Below are 19,769 nucleotides of genomic sequence, written 5' to 3'. Positions count from 1 at the left end.
TCACTCCGGTTGCTGCGCGTTCTGCACTTGCTCGGGCTCGACACGCGCCTTTAGATCCAACAGCGGACCCATTAAGCTGGTCGCCGCGCTTATGAACGAGGCCGCGATCTTTTCCCCTGCTCGCTCCCAGACCTCACTTTGCAACGCTGCACTATCCACATCTAGCCCGTTCGCGCTCAGAACGGCGTTGAACACTTTTTCGACGTTTGTCCAGCGCTCCAACTTCTCGTCAATCAGCGCGGCGCTCGAAAGCGGCACCGTGGCTCCACCGACTTTCACGCTGGCGAACGAGAGGACACGAACGAGGAATGCATGACGGAACTTAACGTCATCCGTGGATGCGCCCGATTGGTTAAACAGAATCAGGTGCTTGCCTATCTCCCATCCTTCGATAGCGTTGAACTCCGCGATCAACACCGAACACTTCTTGCCATTACGCAATGCAATCTCAATCTCCTTTTCCGGCGCATCATCCTCGGTCGCGGACAGATCCCATTTGTTCGAGTCGTCTTTCAATTCACTCATGTTCGTTATCCTAAGTAAAATAGTGAAAAATTTATTGCTTCAAGCAACCCAGCAGCGAAACGGATGCGAAGTGGAACAGATAGGCACAATCGACGCGGCTGCATCCGGCCTGAATCAATGCGCCTTCGCTGAAAGCGACTTCTTGCCCTCGGCCGTACCGCGCGTGCAACTCTATTAAGTCCTTGTTCGCGGCACGAACGATCAACCGTGGTGCATCGTTGCTTAGTGGCGCCGCGCGGTTCACCTGCGCCAGCACCTGAAGGTTCTTTTGCTCCTCGCTGCCCGGAGGAACATGAACCGCCACGAACACGCCGAGCGATTTGCGGCGAGTGAACTGGACGAATTCACCGATGAGAATGCCTTGGACATTAACGGTGTGAGGGCCGATGTCTTCAGCCAACGCGTCGCAGTCATCCGAAAAGTGTCTCAGCCGCAGCACGTCCGGAAATGTCAGGCTGGATCGGAGAGATGCGCTTAGATTGCCGCCAGAAAGGTGATGGACATGGAAGTCGTTCATTTTTGCAGACCCTTTACTTCCATATACCCGCCCAGAAATTCCGGGTGGTCGTGCTCTATAACGCCGTTCTCCGCCGTGTCGCGCGTGCCGACCTCGCCTTCCAATGCATCGCACAAGCTATCGATTTCGGATCGAAGCGCGTGGCCCAGCGGCAAACGCTCGTATGCGCGAATGATCATCTCCATCACGGATTCGGGATTTCTACTTTCCTCGCCGCTCGCATCCGCGTGAGGTGCGCGCGCCGTGATCGAATCGAATTGCCGCGACAACTCGTATGTCGTCATGCCACGGGACGGCAACTGGGGACAGCCGTTATGCGCCATCACCTGAGTGAGTTCTTGCGTGGTGAAGTCGTCTTTAATGCCCAGCCTCTTAGCCGCGTCCCGAATGGCGCTGGCCGTGATCACTGTGCGCGCTCGCATCGCACCGGCCACGTCCGAATCGGCCACGTGTTGCACCCGCCTGTCGGCAGCGCTGATAAGCTTAGAGAGGTTCATGCGCAACCGCTGAAGCTTGTTCGCACTTCCTAAATCCATTTTCGATGCTCCTTTTTATCGGACTGCACTTTCAGCGAACGGGTCCGGTTTATGTTCGGGTTGTTGCCGCTGGTTCCGGAGCGCACGCTCTATCTCGTGCTTCTCATGTTCGCGATCACGTTCCGCCGCAACCTCGATCAGTTCGCGGCGAGCGCGCTTCAATGAAAATTCGTTCACATCGCTGCTGTCTTCCTCGCGAGCGATTTCCACGCGCCGCGCAATCGCGTAATCCTTCGTGAAGCTCGACATCTCCGCGAGCCGCGAGGACCACTCGGTTTGCAGCTTCTCCAGTCCGATTCGCTCGAAAGCATCTTGCGCATGCAACCGGTAGAACGCGCTTAGCTCGTAAGCAGCGGCTGCTGCCTCAATCGCATCCAGCGTTCCAACGAACGATCCACCGAAGGCCGCGCCGAACGAGTCTGCGCGCCCGAACCCACGCACACGCAACTCGGCATACAGCCGTTCTTGGGTCGCGGCAACCGCCGTAACGAGCGCGCCTGATTCAAAGTCGGAAGGAACGAAAGGCGTGCCGCGCATTCCGGGGAATGCCTCATCGTTAATAAAGACTGCGTTCAAAAGATCCATTTTCGTTTGCTCCTTTGGGTTGTGCGGTCGCCAGCAGCGGTTCATTAGGTCGTGTTCCGCTCGATTAAACCGGTGCTACCGGACGGACTGATTTTTCGCGGTGGAAGGCCGGTAAAGCCGCGACCTTTGTTAAATCTTAGGGTCTTTTTCAGCGCATTAATACGTTCACTAGGTGTCCTCGGACAGGACCGCGCGAAGGTGTACGGTGGGCGTGCAAAAGCGCGGCTGGGCGGTTAGCTGTATAGCTACTGAGCGCGGCTCGACCGGGTGTTTAAATGTGTGCGTTTAGGAGGCGCGTTGCAGCCGCGCAACGGTCAGCGCGGAGTGAACATTAGTGAACGTATCGTGCGCTCGGCTGAACGGGAATAATAGGGACCTTAAATGTTCCGACAGCAAAGGAGCCGATCATGGAAAGGAAAGGTACATGTGGCCGTCCAGCATTTGTATCGGGTTGCTTGCGCATACATGCAAAAATCACACCGGAGGATAAGTGCGCGGCTGAGGCTGTGCTGAGTGACGCTCGCCTCAGCATGGCTGACTTCATCCGGCTTTCGATTAAGTACGTGTGCGAAACCGGAAAGATTCCGTTTCAGTTCGAAGGTGCCGCGCACACTTTGCGGCTCACCGGATTGAACATCGAAGAGAAAGCCTGAGCAGATAGATTGCCGGCTCGATAGAGCCAAGTAACAAGCACCACATGCGATAGACAAAAAGAGGCCGGAAAGACTTCACAGGTCTGTCCGGCCGCAACGAAATGAAAATCAACAACTCAGGAGTACTTATTATGCAAGAGAATCAACAAGCAGTAAACGGTCACGATGGGGACACTGGGGTGGTAGGGTTGGTGGTCGATAAAGTTAGCGATATCGACAACTCAACATCAGAGCGCCGCGCCATCGCGGAGCAATTCTTAAAGGAACTGGGAGCAGGTCTCAAAGACCAACAACGTGTAGTAATTGCGCAGAAGGACGAGGTGGATGGCGGATTTCCGACCAAGCCATTCAACAATGCCACAGTTTTGCAAGCGGACAAGAACATCTATGCTTGCATTGCAGGTATCAACCCGTCTGAATACAAAGACAGCGGAAGAAAGACGTGGGCGCGGCGCAAGGAGCACATCGCGGCGGGGCTTGCGTTGATGGTGGATGACGTAGGTACAGGGAAAGGCTCGAAAGGTGCTCTAACGGTCGATATGCTGGCAGAACGACTAATGCCCACTGCGGTTGTGGAGACTTCTCCAGATAACTTTCAGGTGTGGTACTTCTTTGACAAGCCTGAAACGGACGTCACGAAGTTCAAAAACCTAATTGTGTCATTCGTTGGTGACGTGTTGAAGGATGGCGGCGATAAGCTGGACGATCCTGTCCGGATTGCACGTGTACCGTTCGGTGTGAACACTAAGCGGACGAATGAAGGGGCGTTGAAGTATCCGGACTGCAACGATAAACCTTGGTTTGTGCGGCTGAAGTCTTCAAATTATGACCTACGCTATTCGGTCGATCAGATTGCCGCCGCATTTAATGTTGAAATTCGGCAATCGCCCAAATACGAGAAGCGTGAAGTGAAGACTTTAGGGAATTCATTCGATGACGCTGTTCTCGCGGCGGCGGTTAAAGCGTACCGGGCTGCTGACGCTATCGCCGAGGACCGCTCCACGCCCGGTAAGTATCGCATCAAGTGTCCGTGGGGTGCTGAACACTCTTCGGGGAACGGGCTGGACGCGTTTATCGCCGGGCCAGAAGCTGGAATGGATAACCCGTATTTGTTCTCGTGCTCCCACTCCACCTGCAAGGAAGCGAAGCGCGGTTGGACAGCGTTTGTGCGCGAGATTGGGGTGGGCGATCAGATCGAATCTGTAATTTATGATGAGTTGGCGCGCGTCAACGCTGAGGCGGCTGCGAATGATGATGTGTGGATGAGTTATTTATTCGTGGCGGCGGCTGCTGAGGATCCACCGGACAAGGCCGCCCATGCCAATGCAATGAGGTCTTCGTCTGATGAGCGCGCGCGGCTGGAAAATAAGGCTCGTACCGACCTGGGGGTTGGATCGGCGAACTGGCACAGAGGCTGGCACTTTTCTATACAGGAAGGGAAAGCCTGCCGCCCGGGAAATCCGTATATGTACGATCAGACCACGTTCAATGCTTTGTTCGGCAAGTATCATTTCTCAATCGCCTCTGAAGAGAAACTTGGTACGAAAACGGCGTGGCAGTATGTTCAGAACACAGTCGGTTTCAACCCTGTAGCGGCCACGGCGTACGTGATGGGCAAAGGACCAACCTTTGAGTTTGACGGCAAGGTGTACGTGAACCTTTTCGATGAGCGTTCGGTTCCGCAAACAGCGAAGGAGACCGATCATGTCGGCTTGGCCGCACAGTTGACCATTCAATACCATCTGCGAAAACTATTCGGCAACGATGCTTCCGCTGAGCGCATTGAGTCGTGGATCGCTATGAACGTTCAGAAGCCGGGTGAGTTGATTGGATTCGCGCCGCTTATTAAGGGCATTGAAGGCGACGGCAAAACAATCATCTTTCAGGAGCTTATGGCAGCGCTTATTGGTGATGCGAATGTGGGGCAGATGAGCGGCGATCAACTCAAAAATGATTACACCGGGTGGGCAAAGGGAAAGGCGGTGAGGGTAATCGAAGAGATCAAGGCCGCGCCGACCGATAGTCGACATCACGCCACAAACAAGATGAAGCCTTACATCACCAACAAGAAAGTCGATGTTGTTGATAAGCACGTAAAGCTTCACGAAACTATGAACGCGACCAACTATGTGGGTATGACGAACTTCGCCAATGCGCTGCCGATCAAGGACGGTGATCGCCGCTGGATGGTCGAGTTCACGCAGTGGAACAACATCGGCCAATTCGCTGCGGAAGAAGGAGTGCCGGGACTGCCGCCGCAAGAATCTCTGGCTCCGTACTTCAACCGCATCTTTCTGGCTATTCGAGAGGATGGTCCGCAGCTTCGCAAATTCTTCATGGAATATGAGCTGAAGCAGGGCATAAAGTGGGGCGTTCGTGCGCCTGAAACGGAGTCGAAGCGCCTCATGATCGGCATCGAGAATTCGGATTCCGGACTGGACAAGATCAAGTCATATCTTGAAGATGGCGCGCTCGGCGTGAGCAGCGAGATTGTTTCGACCTCAATGCTCAACGATCACATTGCGCGCGACACTGGAGAGAAACGGCTGATTACGCGACAAATCGCCACGATGATGCTCGATTTGGGATTTGTAAAAGTTCCATGGGATTTGAAGTGGGAAGGGAAAACGCATACTGTTTATGTGAGGGAAGAGAGGTCGTTCGCTATCGGAAAGGACGATCAAGGCAAGTCGATGGCGAATGCGCGTTTGAGGGACATGCTGGACAAGACGAAAACAGTCGATAACGAAAAAGAGCATGTGCCTCGTTTCGCTGGGCAATCTTTCTAAAATAATCAACTAGTTTGTATCTCTGTTTAAGGGCTGGCGTCCAGGGACTGCTGGCCCTTTTCTTTAAGCGGGAGGATCGGTCGGATATCCGACCTTTTATTTCCGACCCGCACAAAGCCTTACGGGGCTTGGATCTGCTGGAACTTAGTCGGAAGTCGGAAATCGAATAAGTTTGTTTAATCTACTTTTCTACTACGCTACTACGCTACTTCTCTACTACTGCCTAATTAGTGTACGCCCTATCTATCTAGCTACATATATCTTTTCCGACTTTTCCGACTTCCGACCAAACAGGTACCAAACCCAATAGCCGCACAGTTCTCACTAAGTCGGAAAACAAAACCTCTTCCGACCAACATCCGACCAAACAGAAACACACACGCACGCGGCGATGATCTTGGGTCAACCGCATGTCCAGAACACGACTGATCATCAGTGTACGTCCCGCCAGTGGATGCCCAAGCTATACTTCGCGCGAAGGTACACAGGACTACATAACATGAACGATATTCAAACTGAATACGACCCATTTGAATTCGCAGACCCTGCGTATGCGCAAAAATATTACATGCTGTTTGATGCGTATATCGAACTCCGCGTGCGCGGCACCCCGCGCGATCTCGCCGTTATCGATGCATTCGAGCTCATACGTCTGAGAGTGAGTCTGTATAACGTTGACCAACTCGGTTTCGCGGCAGACAGCAACCCATACGTAAAGATCAGATTCGACAAGGTTCTGTCGGAGAAGATGGCAAGCGAACTATGGGACGGAAAGAAGTCCATGCACAATCTCCTCAAGCTCATCGAGGACCCGCGCGTAAGGGAATCCACACGCCTGAACGCAATCAAAGAGCTAAATGTCCTCGCGGGTATCACAACTATCGACCAGCAAGGCAACTCGAAGCGTGCGCCGCAAGCGGAGGAGCGAGCGAATGCACTCCTTGACGTGTTGAACTCGGCGCGCGCAGCTATCACGCAACACTAAAAACGCCCCAGGAAGCCACGCGCGACCTCGGAACCTACAAACGGACCAACCAGCTAGCACGAAGCCGATAGAACACTGGATAGCCAAGATGGACACTACTAGCGACGCGACTAAGTCGAAGGCCCAAGCCGATTACGATGCAATCCTCCAAGTTCATGGGCGGCGAGTCGCAAACCGCTGGGCGTATTTCGAACTGAAGGCTGCACACAGGAAAGCCAGCGGAATTAGTGACGCAGAGTTTCACGACATTTGGCCCGCTGCGGACACGCGAGATATAGAAGAACTCAATCAAGACTTGTGGGGTGACGAGGCATTGTTGCCCGAACATGAGCGCTGCAAGACCGGCCTCGTCAAAACCTTCGGCATAACGGGTCCTACTGCCGATTTTGACGAATTGGGTGTCTTTTATGCCAGTGAAGATATCTGCATGCAAATAATCGAAAATATGCAAGCTGACTTTAAAGCGATCTTAGACAGCGTTAAACCGCGCTCCAGCGAGCAGTAATCGATGAGCAAGAACGAATCAAACAAGCGAACACTCCTACGGTCCATCACAATTTGGGCGGCGAGACTCCTGATAGTGGCTTGCCGTGTTGCGTCCACATACCTCGTGATAAAGATGTTGATTGCGCCCGTTCTCGGCGCGGCGTTGCTCGCTGAGACCACGAGGTTTGTGTTGTCCTTGGGCGAGCGCAGCTAGTTCGATCCATACGGCCTCGCGGCGAAGCGACGACCGTCAGAACACCTTTCCCTAGAACACGTCCAACACACTTATCGCGCGCCGTGGCCTCACAAACACAATTTCGCGCGGCTCGGTCGGACGCACCCTGCCTACAGCAGGCAGCAAGCATCCCAATACGGGCATGCGATCCGCGTTAAAACGGACAACTGAGGGACGCGAGCAGGACGCAAACCCGCGAATGCGCACTCGATCTGTATTCGAAAGCTGGTGTACGTTTTTGCAGCTTGTCGGCAGTCGCGGCCACCCATAAGATTGTGTAAAACGTACCGAAAACCAGTACGTTTCCTGTCATTCATAAGGATAACGAATGGAACTCAAACTCACAGACCGGGAAAGTCCGGGTGCATCATTGAAAGGCTGGCTGAGAGATAACCGAATCAAGAAGGTTGATGCCGCTCGTGCCATCGGCATAGCGAGAACCCGGCTGTACGAAATATTGAATGAGCGCGCACGCGTCACGCCGCGCACCGCACGCGCGCTAGAAGCGTGGTTATCGAACAGCGGGCCGAGCGCGGAGCAATGGATGAAAGCACAGGTGACATTCGACTTAGCGCGAGCGCGCGCGAACGAGGAGGCAGCATGACCCGTACTGGCGACCGATACCAGCGCGCGTGCGAATGTGCCGCGTTGATACTCGATTTCATTGACGCTCGTGGTCGCAGACGCGTAGCAAAGAATGCATGCCTGCATGTCCGAAAAGTCGGCGCGATTAGGCGTGGTGATCTTAGACATGTGGACGAGCGAACGCTTTATCGGGTGTTGCGACGCGCCGCTATTCAGGCCAGAAAGCAACTGTGCGATATGTCTGAGTGCGATTCGGCGCAGGAGCCTAGCCAATGCTAATCGATACGTTGCGCGTGATCGTGGGCACAGCGGCAATCGTCATGATCTGGCTCCCTGAGCAAGCGTGGCGCGCGGTTCGATCCAGCGTGAAGGCGAAAGCGAAGGCCGCACTGCGACTCAATCAGGAGCGTTAAAAATGTTCTGGAAAACGACCCATGACGATTGCGCCCTGAAGCCGTCCGATTGCGCCCTGAAGCCGTCCGATTTTGGGAATGCACACCTTAAGAGCGTGCTTCCAGAGCAGTATGACGCGTTCGTTCGTATGCGTGCGGAGGGGGTGCCGAGCAATGAGGCGTTCGATCAGGCATATGCCGATGTGCTTCGGTTCACGCCATACGAAGCTGCATGGGGCGGGCGGCATTTGGACGAGCAGTGTCGCGATGGTGATGTGCGAAAGGCCGTGGCCTCAATGTCTTGGATTCATGTAAGGCAAGTTGCAGTGGAGGCCATGATCGAGTGCGCGACGGAACTCGCACAATCGCGTAAGCCGAGTATCAATCGAGAAGCAAAATCACTGCTGGCCGATCTCACCGATCAGCACGTGAAGCACTAAGCAATATAAACCCGCCCACATTAAGGAGCAGCAACATGACACGAACCGTAACAATCAATCGCGACACTGGCGCACCGAACGTGAGCCTTAAGGCGAACGTACGTGGGCATGCCTCGCGGCGCATCGCAGATAAGTCCGATGCTTACGAGGCCACCAAGCCCATCGACGGCATACAAAGCGTGAAGCCGAGCGTGACCGGCGTGCAAGGCATCCGCAAGACGCGTGCGGTACAAGCGTTGCGCAGCCTCGTGGACGCGCTGCGAGATGTTGCCGATGGAATGGGATTATCGCGGGAGAAAGAACTGGCGTCTCCCAGCGCAGTTGCCGCGACGTTAGGCGACTCGCGAGCGATGAGCGCGAATGATGAACGGACTTTGCGCGCCAAATTCGAACGTCAGGGCGCGGCTGATGCGAAGGCAGTTGCGGCGGTTATGCAGCGTTCCGCATTCGATCAGCGCATGGAAAATGCCGCGCGAGAACATCGAGCATCGCTTCCGCACGACCCGTATGACGATATCAGAGACTTGCAGAAGTAATCGGATGCACTGCAATAGAAGCGCCGGTGTCTAACAGGCACGGCGCTTTTGTTATGTAGCTTTAAGTGATTAGGAGTCGAATATGATTGACGATCTTTGCAGTGATCGAGCATGGTCGCATACGATATCTGCGCTGCTGTCCTTTGACGATTGCAATGTTTGGTCTATTTGGAAGGCTAACACCGAATTCGGCGCGAAGATGTCCAACGCGAACACACGTGTCAGCTTGGAAGGCGCTAAGTTTCGTTGGACTGAACATCGGACGCGCGAGCAGCATTTGCCGCGAGACGAACCCAGACACGATCCGGGCCTGGACGCAAATGTGCAACGCGCCGAAACAAAGAAGCTCATTGCGGCTGCAACTTCAGAGTCGTGGCTAGACGAGAACATTGCAGCGACTCGCCTCAAGAGAGACGGCGTCAAGGTGACCGTGGACGGTGAGACGACCACTCACAAGAGCACAAAGCAAGCCTTCATAGACTTGGGACTCTTCGGGCAATTCGGCTGCAAAGTGATTCGGTTTCGCAAGAAGGTCAAGCGAGGACGCGCCACTTTCCGCGCGCTCGGCAAAGAATATGAATTTGAGTTGAGCGCGCTCTCGCGCAAATAACTCGAAGCATATCGCGGCCAGCGTCCCACTCGCGTCCCGCTGCTCTATGTCTAGCCGCAAAACCCAATCCTGTATTGAGCCGCTACTGCCTAGCACAGGCAGGGCACGTGGCCTCGTACCACAGTCGCGGCCTCCTTCCCACCCCGGTACTCGCCTCGGTTCCCTAAGCCCGAGCAAGCGAAAACTCGCCGCGCTAAAAGTATTACGATTTGCTTTCATCACCAGCGTTCAACTGAAGTCCAATGGTGTGATGTTTCACCAACTCCCCGTTCATTCAAACGAAATGCGAAAGCGGTCGATTCGGACCAGTCGTTTACAACAATCAGCGGGTTCGCCTGAGTTCAACTTTGAATCAATTCCGGTTTTCAAACCGTTTAAACGCTACCCGAAGATTGCCGAAAACATAAAGCAAAGTAACGCAAAGTCATTCGAAGTAACTCAAAGTCATTCCGCAAGATAACCTTGCGGCTCTCGCGAAACAAACAACGTCTATTAATCTAATCCCTTGCTGGTAGGCGCTTTCGGGCTTATCTAGGGCTTGACAGCCACGATTATCTATCTGCACTGCGGCAGGTCTAACTACATATAGTGCCGCTTTCCCATGTCCGACGTTGGTATTCGAAAAGTCAACCCCGGTTAGTGAAATCCTCACCAAATAAAAGTTTTTGCGAGTGTGCGGAATGTCACTATACTTGGGGCTAGGAAATGCAAATTGGACTATATGTTGTGTTGTCAGCGCGGCGTAGCTGCGGGCCAGTCGTGAAACGCCTCGTTAACATTGTCGCTTCAACATGTGCAGGTTTTGTTTCATTTCCGATAAAGTGGTAAGCACAATATTAGTGCATAGCATTGCTGGCAAGCGGTAGAGAATTACCTTCGGGTAATTATGTTTCACGTCTGCTTGATGACGTGATAGACTCTTTCGCATGAAGACCTTGGACGCCATTGCCAGCCTTACGGCAAAACTCGAAATTATCCGGCAGCAGATCGACCGGCATAGGCAGAGTATTCTGGATCTGGACGCAGAGGCCCAGAGACTTGCAATTGCGCTAGGAGTTATGCAACAGCTTGAGGCGTCGGAAGGTAGTACACCGACAGAAGACGAGTTTGGAAAGGAACGAGACGCGCTGAAGAATTATTCTAGCCACCTTACCCTGTCTGCGGCTGGTTCGAGTGATTTGAATGCCGAAAACTTCAAGGTGCCGTTTGTTACAAGCATACGTTCGAGCGAAACGGATTTGGCATTGATGCCGCCAAGTACGAAGCATTTGATCAAAAGTTTATTTATGTCGGGCGAGTCGCTAAGCCGATTTGACGTAGCAGTGGCAGTTAAGAAGCGCAAGGTGGACGCTAACGCTGGCACGGTTGCAACTACCTTGTCGAAGCTGGTAAGGGAAGGCTTTTTGATTCGCGAAAAGAATCTTTACAAGAGGAAGGATGGCATCGCCAGTGGTGATGACACTGGCGATGCCGATGACCTTCTGTAACTCACCCGTCCTCTGCCGAGGGGACACCAAACCGCGCTATGGTGAGCGTGGAAAGGAGGAGAATCGTGACTAGGCAATACGGGACCTTATTAGTCTCATAACCGTCACGAGTTGACGGGAGGCCGGAGCTTTCGCTTCGGCCTGCTTCGATTATAGAGGGTTAAGCCTACTTAACGCTAGACACAATTGTCTAGTCAGATGATTAGCGGCAACGATGTTTTCGCATATGGTTGCCGCGATTGGCGTAGCTATTACTGCCCAATCCAGAGCTCAACGTCCCGCCTCCGTCCCGTTTCCGCGCACGCAGCGAGAAACCCACGACCGAGATGCGGCGCGACAGCCTAGACTCGGCAGGAAGTGAAGCCAAGACTGTACACAAGCCGCACCCCCGTACCGAGTCAGCCCATCATTAACGCAATGTCGTCCGCTTTTAAGTGGGTATAGCGGCTCAGCATCCGGATATCGCGGTGACCACTTATGACGGCTAGTTGAAGCGGATTCAAGCCGCTTTGAGCGTAATGAGTGATGGCCGTATGCCTTAGATCGTGGAATCGCAGACCAACGATTTTCAGGCGACGAGTCAGGCGGATGAACTTGCGTTTAATCGCCTCAGCAGATAAACCGAATACCGGCCCAGTTCCACGCGGCATGCATTCCAGCGCGGTCAACGCTCTTTTAGATAACGGCACATCGCGCGGCAAACCGTTTTTAGAAGTGTGCAGCCGGGCAATCTTTCGCTCCCAATCGATATCCGGCCAACGTAACGCCGCGATTTCGCCTTGGCGCATGGCAGTGGCGATTGCGAACTCGATTACCGGCTTAAAGTCGCCAGCCGCCAGCAGCAGCGCGGCCTCCTCTTTATCAGCCAAAACGCGTTCGCGATGTGGTGGACTTTTCGGACGTGCCACTTTGCAATCCGGTATAGGCATTCCCCACTCCAGTCTTGCCTTGGAAATTGCGCTATTTAAGATATTCATTTGCCGCGCCACACTCGAAGGCTTAATAACCTTCAGCCTCCTGTCGCGCCACGCGGCAATCACAGTCGGCGAAATCTCGTGAATCTGGGTCCCGACTAGGCCCGGCTCGTCTCGGATCCAAGCGTTAATGGTCAACGACTCGATCCAGCCGCCTTTGTGGTTCGGTGCAACCTCGTCCCGGTATCGCTTTAGGACATCGGCGAGCGTACCGTGCCCGCCTTCGGTCGCTGGCGCGGCTGGAACCTCTCCATTGTCCCAACCGCGCTCCACCTGCCGCGCCCATTTTTTAGCGTCTGCGAGGTTTCGGAATGTCTTGGAGAGGGTAGGGAATCCGTTGCGCCGGCACTTCGCTTGGTGCGTGACTTCACCGGTCGAATTTGTGCGCTTAGAAAATGATGCCATCGTTGCGTCCCGTAAAAGTCCTATGGACGCGAGGGTGACCTTTGGGATGTGCGCTAAGTATCTGATTTTACTTGGTGCGCCCGGCTGGGATCGAACCAGCAACCCCTGCCTTCGGAGGGCAGTACTCTATCCATTGAGCTACGGGCGCATATGAGCGAGGAGTACCGCGTTCCATATACAAAATCATGGAGGCAGGACTGCTGCGAGTCCGAAACAATACCTGTTTTCGGACGATTCGTCCATCGCAAGGGCTTAAACGTCTAACGCCTGCATCTTCCAAAGCCTCTGCAAAACCTCCAAAAATCCGGGTTAACACGCGCTGCGACAAGCCTTTGCAGGCATGCCGCCACGTAAACGTTCCGTCTATAATCGACCGTGCTGGCGAAAACGTTTAAAACCATTCGAGAGAATCGCCGTTGCTGTCACGCTGTCGCTGTACCGACTCACATATAAAAAGGGAGACGAGACGAGCATGAGTGAAGCACCCCACGGAGTCCCGATCAAAACGCCCGGCCAACTCATCGCGGCAATCGTCGCCGGGTTCGCCATTCCAATCGTCGTGATCGTCCTGCTGGCCGTCTACGTCAACAATACGACACGCACCGGCGCCGGCACCGATTCCCTCTCGGATGCCGCCGTCGCGCAGCGCATTGCCCCAGTCGCGCAAGTCGATATCCGCGACGCCAACGCCCCCCGCGTCTACAAAACCGGCGAACAGGTTTTCAAAGCCGTCTGCACGACCTGCCACACCGCTGGCGTAGCCGGCGCGCCGAAGTTCGGCAATGCGGGCGACTGGGCACCGCGAATTGCGGAAGGCTATGACACGCTGCTCCACAACGCGCTCAATGGCAAAGGCGGCATGCCCGCTCGCGGCGGCACCAGTCCCGACGACTATAGCGACTTCGAAATTGCCCGGGCAGTCGTCTACATGGCCAACGATGGCGGCGCAAAATTCGCCGAACCCGCGCAACCGGCGCCTGGCGCGGCAGCGGGTGCATCGGCGGCTGCCGCCCCGGCGAGCGGCGCAGCAGCCGCTTCTTCAACTGATAACGCCCAGGCCGCAGCCGCAGTCGCCGCCTTGGCAAACGTGCCGCAGGCAAGCTCCGCACCGGCGGCAGGCGCGCAAAGCGCGGATGCATCGCAAGCTGGAAAGGCGTTGTACACGCAGGTTTGTCAGGCGTGCCACGCGGCAGGCGTGCTCGGCGCGCCAAAATTCGGCGATAAGGATGCCTGGGCCCCGCGCCTGAAAGAACCGATGGACACCGTCTATGGCTACGCGCTGCATGGAAAGGGCGCAATGCCGCCGAAAGGTGGATCGAATGCATCCGATGCCGACGTGAAAGCCGCCGTCGATTACATGGTTGCCGCGTCGAAGTAGACGGTTTCAGCAGACCAGCCAAACACAAACCCCTGCGCAAAAACGCAGGGGTTTCGTTTTCATACCGCTCAATCCTCAAGCCGGCTTCTGCAACAACTCCTTCAGCCGTGCCATCCGATCCTTCGGCGACATCGGCGCTTCCTCTTCCGTTGGCGGCGGGGCATCGTCCAGAAGCATTTCCGGGATAAACCGCGACGCCTCGCACACCACCGTTTCCCGCGCCCGCTTGCGTTTCTTGCACCAGTTCAGATGCAAGCTGCGCTGCGCCCGCGTGATCGCGACGTACATCAGCCGCCGCTCTTCCTCGATCCGGCCCGTATCCACCGGCGCATCCGCATCGGCGTCCGGATTACCCCGGTGCGGCATGATTCCCTCTTCCACGCCGACCAGAAACACATGCGGATATTCCAGTCCCTTCGATGCATGCACCGTGGACAACCGCACGGCATCGGGATTCTCGTCCTTGCCTTCGAGCATCGACATCAGCGCGACCGTCTGGATCAGGCCGAGCAAGTTCTTGCCTTCGTCGCCGAAACCATCGGCATTGTCGTAGCCGGTCGCCTCCGCATCCGCCACTTCCGGCTTCGTGCCCTTTTTCTTCAGCCACTCGCAGAATTCAAGCACGTTCTGCCATTTCGACTGAGCCTGCCGTTCGTCGTGGGCATCGTAGAGATACGCCTCGTAGTGAATGGCTTCCATCATGTCGTTGAGCACTTCGGTTGCCGGATCGCGCCCCGCGCGGTCAGACAGACGCTGCATCCAGTCGCAAAATGCGCGCAACGGCTCGACCTGGCGCGCCGACAACCGCGCCTCGATCCCACCCATGAACACCGCTTCGAACAGCGAAACCTTCGCCTGCCCCGCGAACGCACCGAGCGCCTCGAGCGTCGTGTTGCCCACGCCGCGCCGTGGCGTGGTGATCGCGCGGATGAACGCGGGGTCGTCGTCGGGGTTCGCGATCAGCCGCAAATACGCGACGATGTCCTTGATCTCGGCTTTATCGAAGAAGGACTGTCCGCCGGACAGCACATACGGAATCCGCTCGCGCCGCAAAACCTGCTCGAATATCCGCGCCTGAAAATTCCCGCGATACAAAATCGCATAATCCCGAAACGCCGAGCGCCGCTCGAATTTATGCGCCGACAAGCGGAACACGACCGATTCGGCCTCGTGCTCTTCGTCGTTGCACGCGGTCACGGTAATTGAGTCACCCATGCCGTGCTCGGACCAAAGCTTCTTTTCGAAGAGCTTTGGGTTGTTCGCAATCACGTTGTTCGCCGCGGTCAGGATGCGAACCGTCGACCGGTAGTTCTGCTCCAGCTTCACCACATGCAGCTTCGGGAAATCCTTGCCCAATTGCGCGAGGTTTTCGAGCGTCGCCCCGCGCCAGCCGTAGATGGCCTGATCGTCGTCACCCACCGCCGTGAACGCGGCGCGCGGACCAGCCAGCAGTTTCAGCAATTCGTACTGGCAGGCGTTCGTGTCCTGATATTCATCGATCAGCAGGTAGCGCAGGCGGTTCTGCCACTTTTCGCGAACCTGCTCGTTCTCCGCGAAAAGCTGCGCGGGCTTGAGGATCAGGTCGTCGAAGTCGAGCGCCTGGTACGCGTGCAGCGTCGCCACATAGCTGCGGAACACAATGGCAGCCTGCATCTCGTCTTCGTTCGACGCCATCGCCGACGCCTGATCCGGCGACACCATGCCGTTTTTCCACAGCGAAATGATCGACTGGACCTTGCGGATCAGGCCCTTGTCGGTGGTTCCGAGCTGCTCCTGGACCATGCCGAAGCAATCGCTGGAATCCATGATCGAGAATTGCGGCTTCAGCCCGACGTGCTCGGCTTCCTGCCGCATGATCTGGACGCCAAGCGAATGGAACGTCGAGATGGTCAGCTGGTTCACCGGTACACGGCGGCCTTCCTTGCCGGGCGCCGTGAGCGTCTTCCCTTCGAGCAGTTTTGCCGTGCGTTCGCGCATTTCGAGCGCGGCCTTGTTCGTGAAGGTCAGCGCGGCAATGTGCTTCGGCTCGAAGCCCTTTCGCTCGATCAAATGCGCGATTTTTTGCGTGATCACGCGCGTCTTGCCGCTGCCGGCGCCGGCGAGCACGAGACATGGACCATCGAGATAGCGCACCGCTTCGGATTGCGCGGCGTTCATACCTGCTGCGGACATCGTTCGGACACTTTGAGATGCGCAAATCACGCGACGCCTGGGGCCGCTGGAATTACGCGTTGTGAGCGGGAAAGCGGGCGGAATCACGCGCTTGAAGATCAAATCCAGAAGCGGCCGCGATTTCGAGAGCGCGATGTTAACACGGAAGAAACTGTCGGCCGAAGGCATTGGTTCTGACCCTTTCGCCATGAAGAACAGGCGTTGCGCGGTGCTCCGGGCTGAAACTTGCCCGTGCCACAATACCGGCGTCGCCAACACAAACAGGATGCCTGCATGACAGCACTTCTAAAAGTCGGCCTGATGGGCTATGGCTTTGCCGGCGAGACCTTCCACGCGCCGGTGATCGAACATTGCGGTCGCGCGACACTCGCCGCCATTGCCACGGGCAAGCCCGAGCGGGCGCTGGCCGATTATCCGAACGCCACGATCGTCGCCGATTTCGACGCGTTGCTCGCGCTCGGCGACCTTGAATGCATCGTGATCGCGACGCCCAACGACACACACTTCGACATGGCGAAAAAGGCCCTTGAAGCGGGCAAGAACGTGGTCGTCGACAAACCCATCACGCTTTCTGGCGCGGACGCCAAGACGCTCGCCGATCTTGCCAGAGCCCGCGGTTTGCTGTTCGCGCCGTTCCACAATCGCCGATGGGATGGCGATTTCATGACCGCGCGCGCCCTGATTGAAAGCGGGCGGCTTGGGCGTGTCACGCATTACGAATCGCATTTCGACCGGTTCCGGCCCAAAGTGCCGCAGCGCTGGCGCGAGGAAGCATCGCGCGGAGGCGGGTTGTTGTTCGATCTGGGACCGCATCTGATCGATCAGGCCTTGGCCCTTTTCGGCGCGCCGCAGACCGTGTTCGCGACCGTCAAGGCACAGCGCGACCACGCGAGCGCGCCGGATTACGTCCATTTGCTGCTCGGCTATCCGGACAAGGAAATCGTGCTGCATGCGAGCGCGCTTGCCGCGCTGGAGCCGCCGCGCTTCGCCATTCACGGCACGCGCGGCAGTTATGTAAAGACGGGGCTCGATGTCCAGGAAGACCAGCTCAAAGCCGGTTTGCGCCCCGGCAACGCGGAATTCGGCAAGAATCCGCCCGGCCTCTTGCGCGAAGTCGACGGCGACCACGATCTGCGCCAGGAATTCGCCACGCGCGATGGTGCTTATGCGGAGCTTTATCGGTCGCTGGCGGCGTCAGTGCTCGATGGCAAGGAGTTTCCAATCACGGCGCAGGATGCCGTCGACGTCATGACGATCATCGATATCGCCATCCGCAGCAACGCCGAAGGACGCCGCATCGATTTCAAGCAGCTGCAATAGGCGGCGCTGACAACCGCCTCACGCCTGTCTTTCAAACACACAGCGTTACATTCGCAGGCCGCTCTCGCGTCAGCCAGGGTGGTCTGCGAACCGTTCTTCTCCGGTCGTCCGCTCTTATCTTAAAAATCACAAGGGGAGAACTTTCATGCTGACATTCAAGCAAAGTTGCGCACGCGCGCTGATTGGCGCTGCGCTCGCGGGGTCGCTTGCGGCGTGTGTTGTCGAGCCGACGCGGCAAGTCGATGTCGTCCGGGAAACGCCCGCACGCCCCGATCCGCATGCCGAAGCGGTGCACAGAATGGATCAGGTCAACGGGCGGATCAATTCGATGTGGCGCCATGTCGATCAGCGCGTGAACCAGGGCTTTTATCCGCCGCCACAGGGCGATGCATTCCATCATCGGCTGGATGTGATTCGCCAGGAATCACGCGATATGGCTTCGCAACACGGCGGCGGTTTGTCGGGCGAAGAACAGCGCACGCTGAATGGCGAACTCGACGGCGTGCAGCACGCAATCCAGTAAGTTCGATCGGCTCGGCGGGCGTCGCCAGCGAGCGCCCGCCATCAGGCTTTCTCATGCCGCTATCAGCAAACCTCGTTTGACATTCGTATATCGGTCGCGTAAATTCGCCGCACGCGTCGGGAGAGCGCGCTGATTCTGTTTGTCGATTGACACAGCAAACGAAGCAGCGCCGCCGAAGGGGCACACCCACAAACTCTCAGGCAAAAGGACCGGCTGCGTCGAAGTTCCGTTTATGTGCGAAGCCTTTAGTCAGGCGCAAAAACGGAAATTCGCACTCTGGAGAGCGGCATCGGCTGAAAGAAATACCGGCCAGTTGCCCACCGAAGGGGCGCGCGTTGTAAGCCGAAGCATCGGCTTGATGGCGTGCAATCTCTCAGGTACCGAGGACAGAGGGGTCATGTACAGGATCGCTACGCGGTTTGGGCTTTGCGCTTGCAAACGCCAAACTCCGAGCGGGATTGCTGCATGGCCTTTTTTTGTTTTCGCGAACGCCCGAGGCCCCGCTCCATGTCTGATCTTCAACACACGCCCTTGCACGCCACGCACATCGCGCTCAACGCGCGCATGGTCGATTTCGGCGGCTGGGACATGCCCGTCAACTACGGTTCGCAGATCGACGAACACCATGCGGTGCGTACCGATGCCGGCATGTTCGACGTGTCGCACATGCGCGTGGTCGATTTCACCGGCGACAAGGCGCGCGAATTCTTCAAGTACGCAATCGCAAACAACGTCGACAAGCTGACCGTTCCCGGCAAGGCGCTCTACTCCTGCCTGCTGAACCCGGAAGGCGGCGTGATCGACGACTTGATTGTCTATTACTTCGCCGATGACAACTTCCGCGTCGTTGTGAACGCCGGCACCGCCGAGAAAGACATTGCATGGTTCGGCCATTTGAACGCTGAAGGCGGTTTCGGCCTCACGATCACGCCGCGCCGCGATTTCGCGATCGTCGCCGTGCAAGGTCCGAACGCACGCGAAAAGGTCTGGCAAGTGCTGCCGGAAACGCGCGACGCAACCGCCGAACTCAAACCCTTCAACGCCGTGCAGTTCCCGGAATCGTCATTAGGCGGCGTGATGATCGCGCGCACCGGCTACACGGGCGAGGACGGCTTCGAAGTCGTTGTCCCGGCCACGCAAGTGGAGAAATTCTGGAACGCGCTGGTGGCGCTTGGCGTGAAACCGGCGGGCCTCGGCGCACGCGACACGCTGCGTCTGGAAGCCGGCATGAATCTCTACGGCCAAGACATGGACGACACGGTCTCGCCGCTCGACGCGGGACTTTCGTGGACCGTCGATCTGAACGATAAAAACCGTGCTTTCGTCGGACGTGCGGCGCTGGAAGCGAATGGATCGAAGGCGCGCTTTGTCGGCTTGATCCTGCAGAAGGAAAACGGCCGCGCCGGCGGTGTGCTTCGTGCGCATCAGAAAGTCGTCACGGCTGACGGCGAAGGCGAAATCACGAGCGGGACTTTCTCGCCCTCGATGCAGGAATCCATCGCGTTCGCCCGGGTGCCGGCGAGCGTGAAACCGGGCGATCAAGTGCACGTCGTCATCCGCGACAAACAACTGCCGGCAAGCGTGGTAAAACTGCCGTTCGTGCGCAACGGCAAGGTTCTGACGGCGCTTTAAGCGC

20 protein-coding genes, 1 tRNA gene and 2 riboswitches are annotated in these 19,769 nt (G+C 56.4%); of the genes, 14 read left to right on the top strand and 7 right to left on the bottom strand.

Annotated features, from left to right (window positions below):
* From ACRWA7_RS32810 to ACRWA7_RS32795, 4 genes are read right to left on the bottom strand one after another with little or no spacing between them, the layout of a single operon-like run.
* Positions 1-525: a hypothetical protein gene (locus tag ACRWA7_RS32810; protein WP_438394842.1), complete on the bottom strand. Its 525-nt coding sequence runs from the start codon at positions 523-525 to the stop codon at positions 1-3.
* 31 nt (positions 526-556) lie between these two features.
* The gene (locus tag ACRWA7_RS32805) at positions 557-1,042 is read right to left on the bottom strand and encodes a phage tail fiber protein (RefSeq protein WP_438394841.1); all 486 of its coding nucleotides are present in this window, start codon (positions 1,040-1,042) and stop codon (positions 557-559) included.
* Complete coding sequence (locus ACRWA7_RS32800; RefSeq protein WP_438394840.1) at positions 1,039-1,578, bottom strand: hypothetical protein; 540 nt, start codon at positions 1,576-1,578, stop codon at positions 1,039-1,041. Before ACRWA7_RS32800 ends, ACRWA7_RS32805 begins: the two co-directional genes overlap by 4 nt.
* Before the next feature lie 15 nt (positions 1,579-1,593).
* On the bottom strand, positions 1,594-2,163 hold the full coding sequence (locus ACRWA7_RS32795) for a hypothetical protein (RefSeq protein WP_438394838.1): 570 nt from the start codon (positions 2,161-2,163) through the stop codon (positions 1,594-1,596).
* 407 nt (positions 2,164-2,570) lie between these two features.
* Here ACRWA7_RS32795 and ACRWA7_RS32790 point away from each other — a divergent pair, with 407 nt between their 5' ends.
* The 10 genes from ACRWA7_RS32790 to ACRWA7_RS32745 all read left to right on the top strand — a co-directional run bounded on the left by ACRWA7_RS32790 (position 2,571) and on the right by ACRWA7_RS32745 (position 11,361).
* On the top strand, positions 2,571-2,816 hold the full coding sequence (locus tag ACRWA7_RS32790) for a hypothetical protein (RefSeq protein ID WP_438394837.1): 246 nt from the start codon (positions 2,571-2,573) through the stop codon (positions 2,814-2,816).
* A 101-nt stretch (positions 2,817-2,917) separates the two neighbouring features.
* Positions 2,918-5,605: a DNA-primase RepB domain-containing protein gene (locus ACRWA7_RS32785; RefSeq protein ID WP_438394836.1), complete on the top strand. Its 2,688-nt coding sequence runs from the start codon at positions 2,918-2,920 to the stop codon at positions 5,603-5,605.
* Between the two features lie 499 nt (positions 5,606-6,104).
* Entirely contained in the window at positions 6,105-6,590 is a 486-nt protein-coding gene (locus ACRWA7_RS32780; protein ID WP_438394834.1) for a hypothetical protein, read from the top strand.
* 88 nt (positions 6,591-6,678) lie between these two features.
* Complete coding sequence (locus ACRWA7_RS32775; protein WP_438394833.1) at positions 6,679-7,095, top strand: hypothetical protein; 417 nt, start codon at positions 6,679-6,681, stop codon at positions 7,093-7,095.
* Between the two features lie 544 nt (positions 7,096-7,639).
* Positions 7,640-7,915 (top strand): helix-turn-helix transcriptional regulator, encoded by a 276-nt coding sequence (locus ACRWA7_RS32770; protein WP_438394832.1) that lies wholly within the window; start codon positions 7,640-7,642, stop codon positions 7,913-7,915.
* A gap of 253 nt (positions 7,916-8,168) precedes the next feature.
* A complete protein-coding gene (locus tag ACRWA7_RS32765; protein WP_438394830.1) occupies positions 8,169-8,309 on the top strand; it encodes a hypothetical protein in 141 nt (46 codons plus the stop codon).
* A gap of 2 nt (positions 8,310-8,311) precedes the next feature.
* Positions 8,312-8,728 carry a hypothetical protein gene (locus ACRWA7_RS32760; RefSeq protein WP_438394828.1) on the top strand — a complete coding sequence of 139 codons (417 nt, stop codon included), beginning with the start codon at positions 8,312-8,314 and terminating at the stop codon, positions 8,726-8,728.
* A 35-nt stretch (positions 8,729-8,763) separates the two neighbouring features.
* Positions 8,764-9,264: a hypothetical protein gene (locus tag ACRWA7_RS32755; RefSeq protein WP_438394827.1), complete on the top strand. Its 501-nt coding sequence runs from the start codon at positions 8,764-8,766 to the stop codon at positions 9,262-9,264.
* Positions 9,265-9,346: 82 nt separating this feature from the next.
* Positions 9,347-9,874, top strand: coding sequence for a hypothetical protein (locus tag ACRWA7_RS32750; protein WP_438394826.1), 528 nt, complete (start codon positions 9,347-9,349; stop codon positions 9,872-9,874).
* A 926-nt stretch (positions 9,875-10,800) separates the two neighbouring features.
* Positions 10,801-11,361, top strand: a complete 561-nt coding sequence (locus ACRWA7_RS32745; RefSeq protein ID WP_438394825.1) for a hypothetical protein — start codon at positions 10,801-10,803, stop codon at positions 11,359-11,361.
* A gap of 398 nt (positions 11,362-11,759) precedes the next feature.
* Here the strand turns inward: ACRWA7_RS32745 and ACRWA7_RS32740 are convergent, their stop codons facing one another.
* On the bottom strand, positions 11,760-12,740 hold the full coding sequence (locus ACRWA7_RS32740; protein ID WP_438394824.1) for a tyrosine-type recombinase/integrase: 981 nt from the start codon (positions 12,738-12,740) through the stop codon (positions 11,760-11,762).
* Between the two features lie 72 nt (positions 12,741-12,812).
* A tRNA-Arg gene (locus ACRWA7_RS32735) sits at positions 12,813-12,888 on the bottom strand.
* A 324-nt stretch (positions 12,889-13,212) separates the two neighbouring features.
* Here ACRWA7_RS32735 and ACRWA7_RS32730 point away from each other — a divergent pair.
* Positions 13,213-14,118 (top strand): c-type cytochrome, encoded by a 906-nt coding sequence (locus ACRWA7_RS32730; RefSeq protein WP_438394823.1) that lies wholly within the window; start codon positions 13,213-13,215, stop codon positions 14,116-14,118.
* A gap of 75 nt (positions 14,119-14,193) precedes the next feature.
* Here the strand turns inward: ACRWA7_RS32730 and ACRWA7_RS32725 are convergent, their stop codons facing one another.
* Positions 14,194-16,290, bottom strand: coding sequence for a UvrD-helicase domain-containing protein (locus tag ACRWA7_RS32725; RefSeq protein ID WP_060817796.1), 2,097 nt, complete (start codon positions 16,288-16,290; stop codon positions 14,194-14,196).
* A 273-nt stretch (positions 16,291-16,563) separates the two neighbouring features.
* Between ACRWA7_RS32725 and ACRWA7_RS32720 the strand changes: the two genes are divergently transcribed.
* From ACRWA7_RS32720 to gcvT, 3 genes are all read left to right on the top strand, one after another.
* On the top strand, positions 16,564-17,610 hold the full coding sequence (locus ACRWA7_RS32720; protein ID WP_438394820.1) for an oxidoreductase: 1,047 nt from the start codon (positions 16,564-16,566) through the stop codon (positions 17,608-17,610).
* A 145-nt stretch (positions 17,611-17,755) separates the two neighbouring features.
* A complete protein-coding gene (locus ACRWA7_RS32715; protein WP_438394818.1) occupies positions 17,756-18,133 on the top strand; it encodes a hypothetical protein in 378 nt (125 codons plus the stop codon).
* Positions 18,134-18,240: 107 nt separating this feature from the next.
* A riboswitch (glycine riboswitch) is annotated at positions 18,241-18,355 on the top strand.
* A 44-nt stretch (positions 18,356-18,399) separates the two neighbouring features.
* Positions 18,400-18,533, top strand: a riboswitch (glycine riboswitch).
* Positions 18,534-18,640: 107 nt separating this feature from the next.
* On the top strand, positions 18,641-19,765 hold the full coding sequence (gcvT, locus tag ACRWA7_RS32710; protein ID WP_060817641.1) for a glycine cleavage system aminomethyltransferase GcvT: 1,125 nt from the start codon (positions 18,641-18,643) through the stop codon (positions 19,763-19,765).
* The last annotated feature ends 4 nt before the right edge of the window (positions 19,766-19,769 follow it).

It is taken from the genome of Caballeronia sp. DA-9 (assembly GCF_051615025.1).
In the GTDB taxonomy this organism is placed as follows: Bacteria; Pseudomonadota; Gammaproteobacteria; order Burkholderiales; family Burkholderiaceae; genus Caballeronia; species Caballeronia sordidicola.
This window is presented reverse-complemented; position numbering and strand designations above follow the sequence as displayed.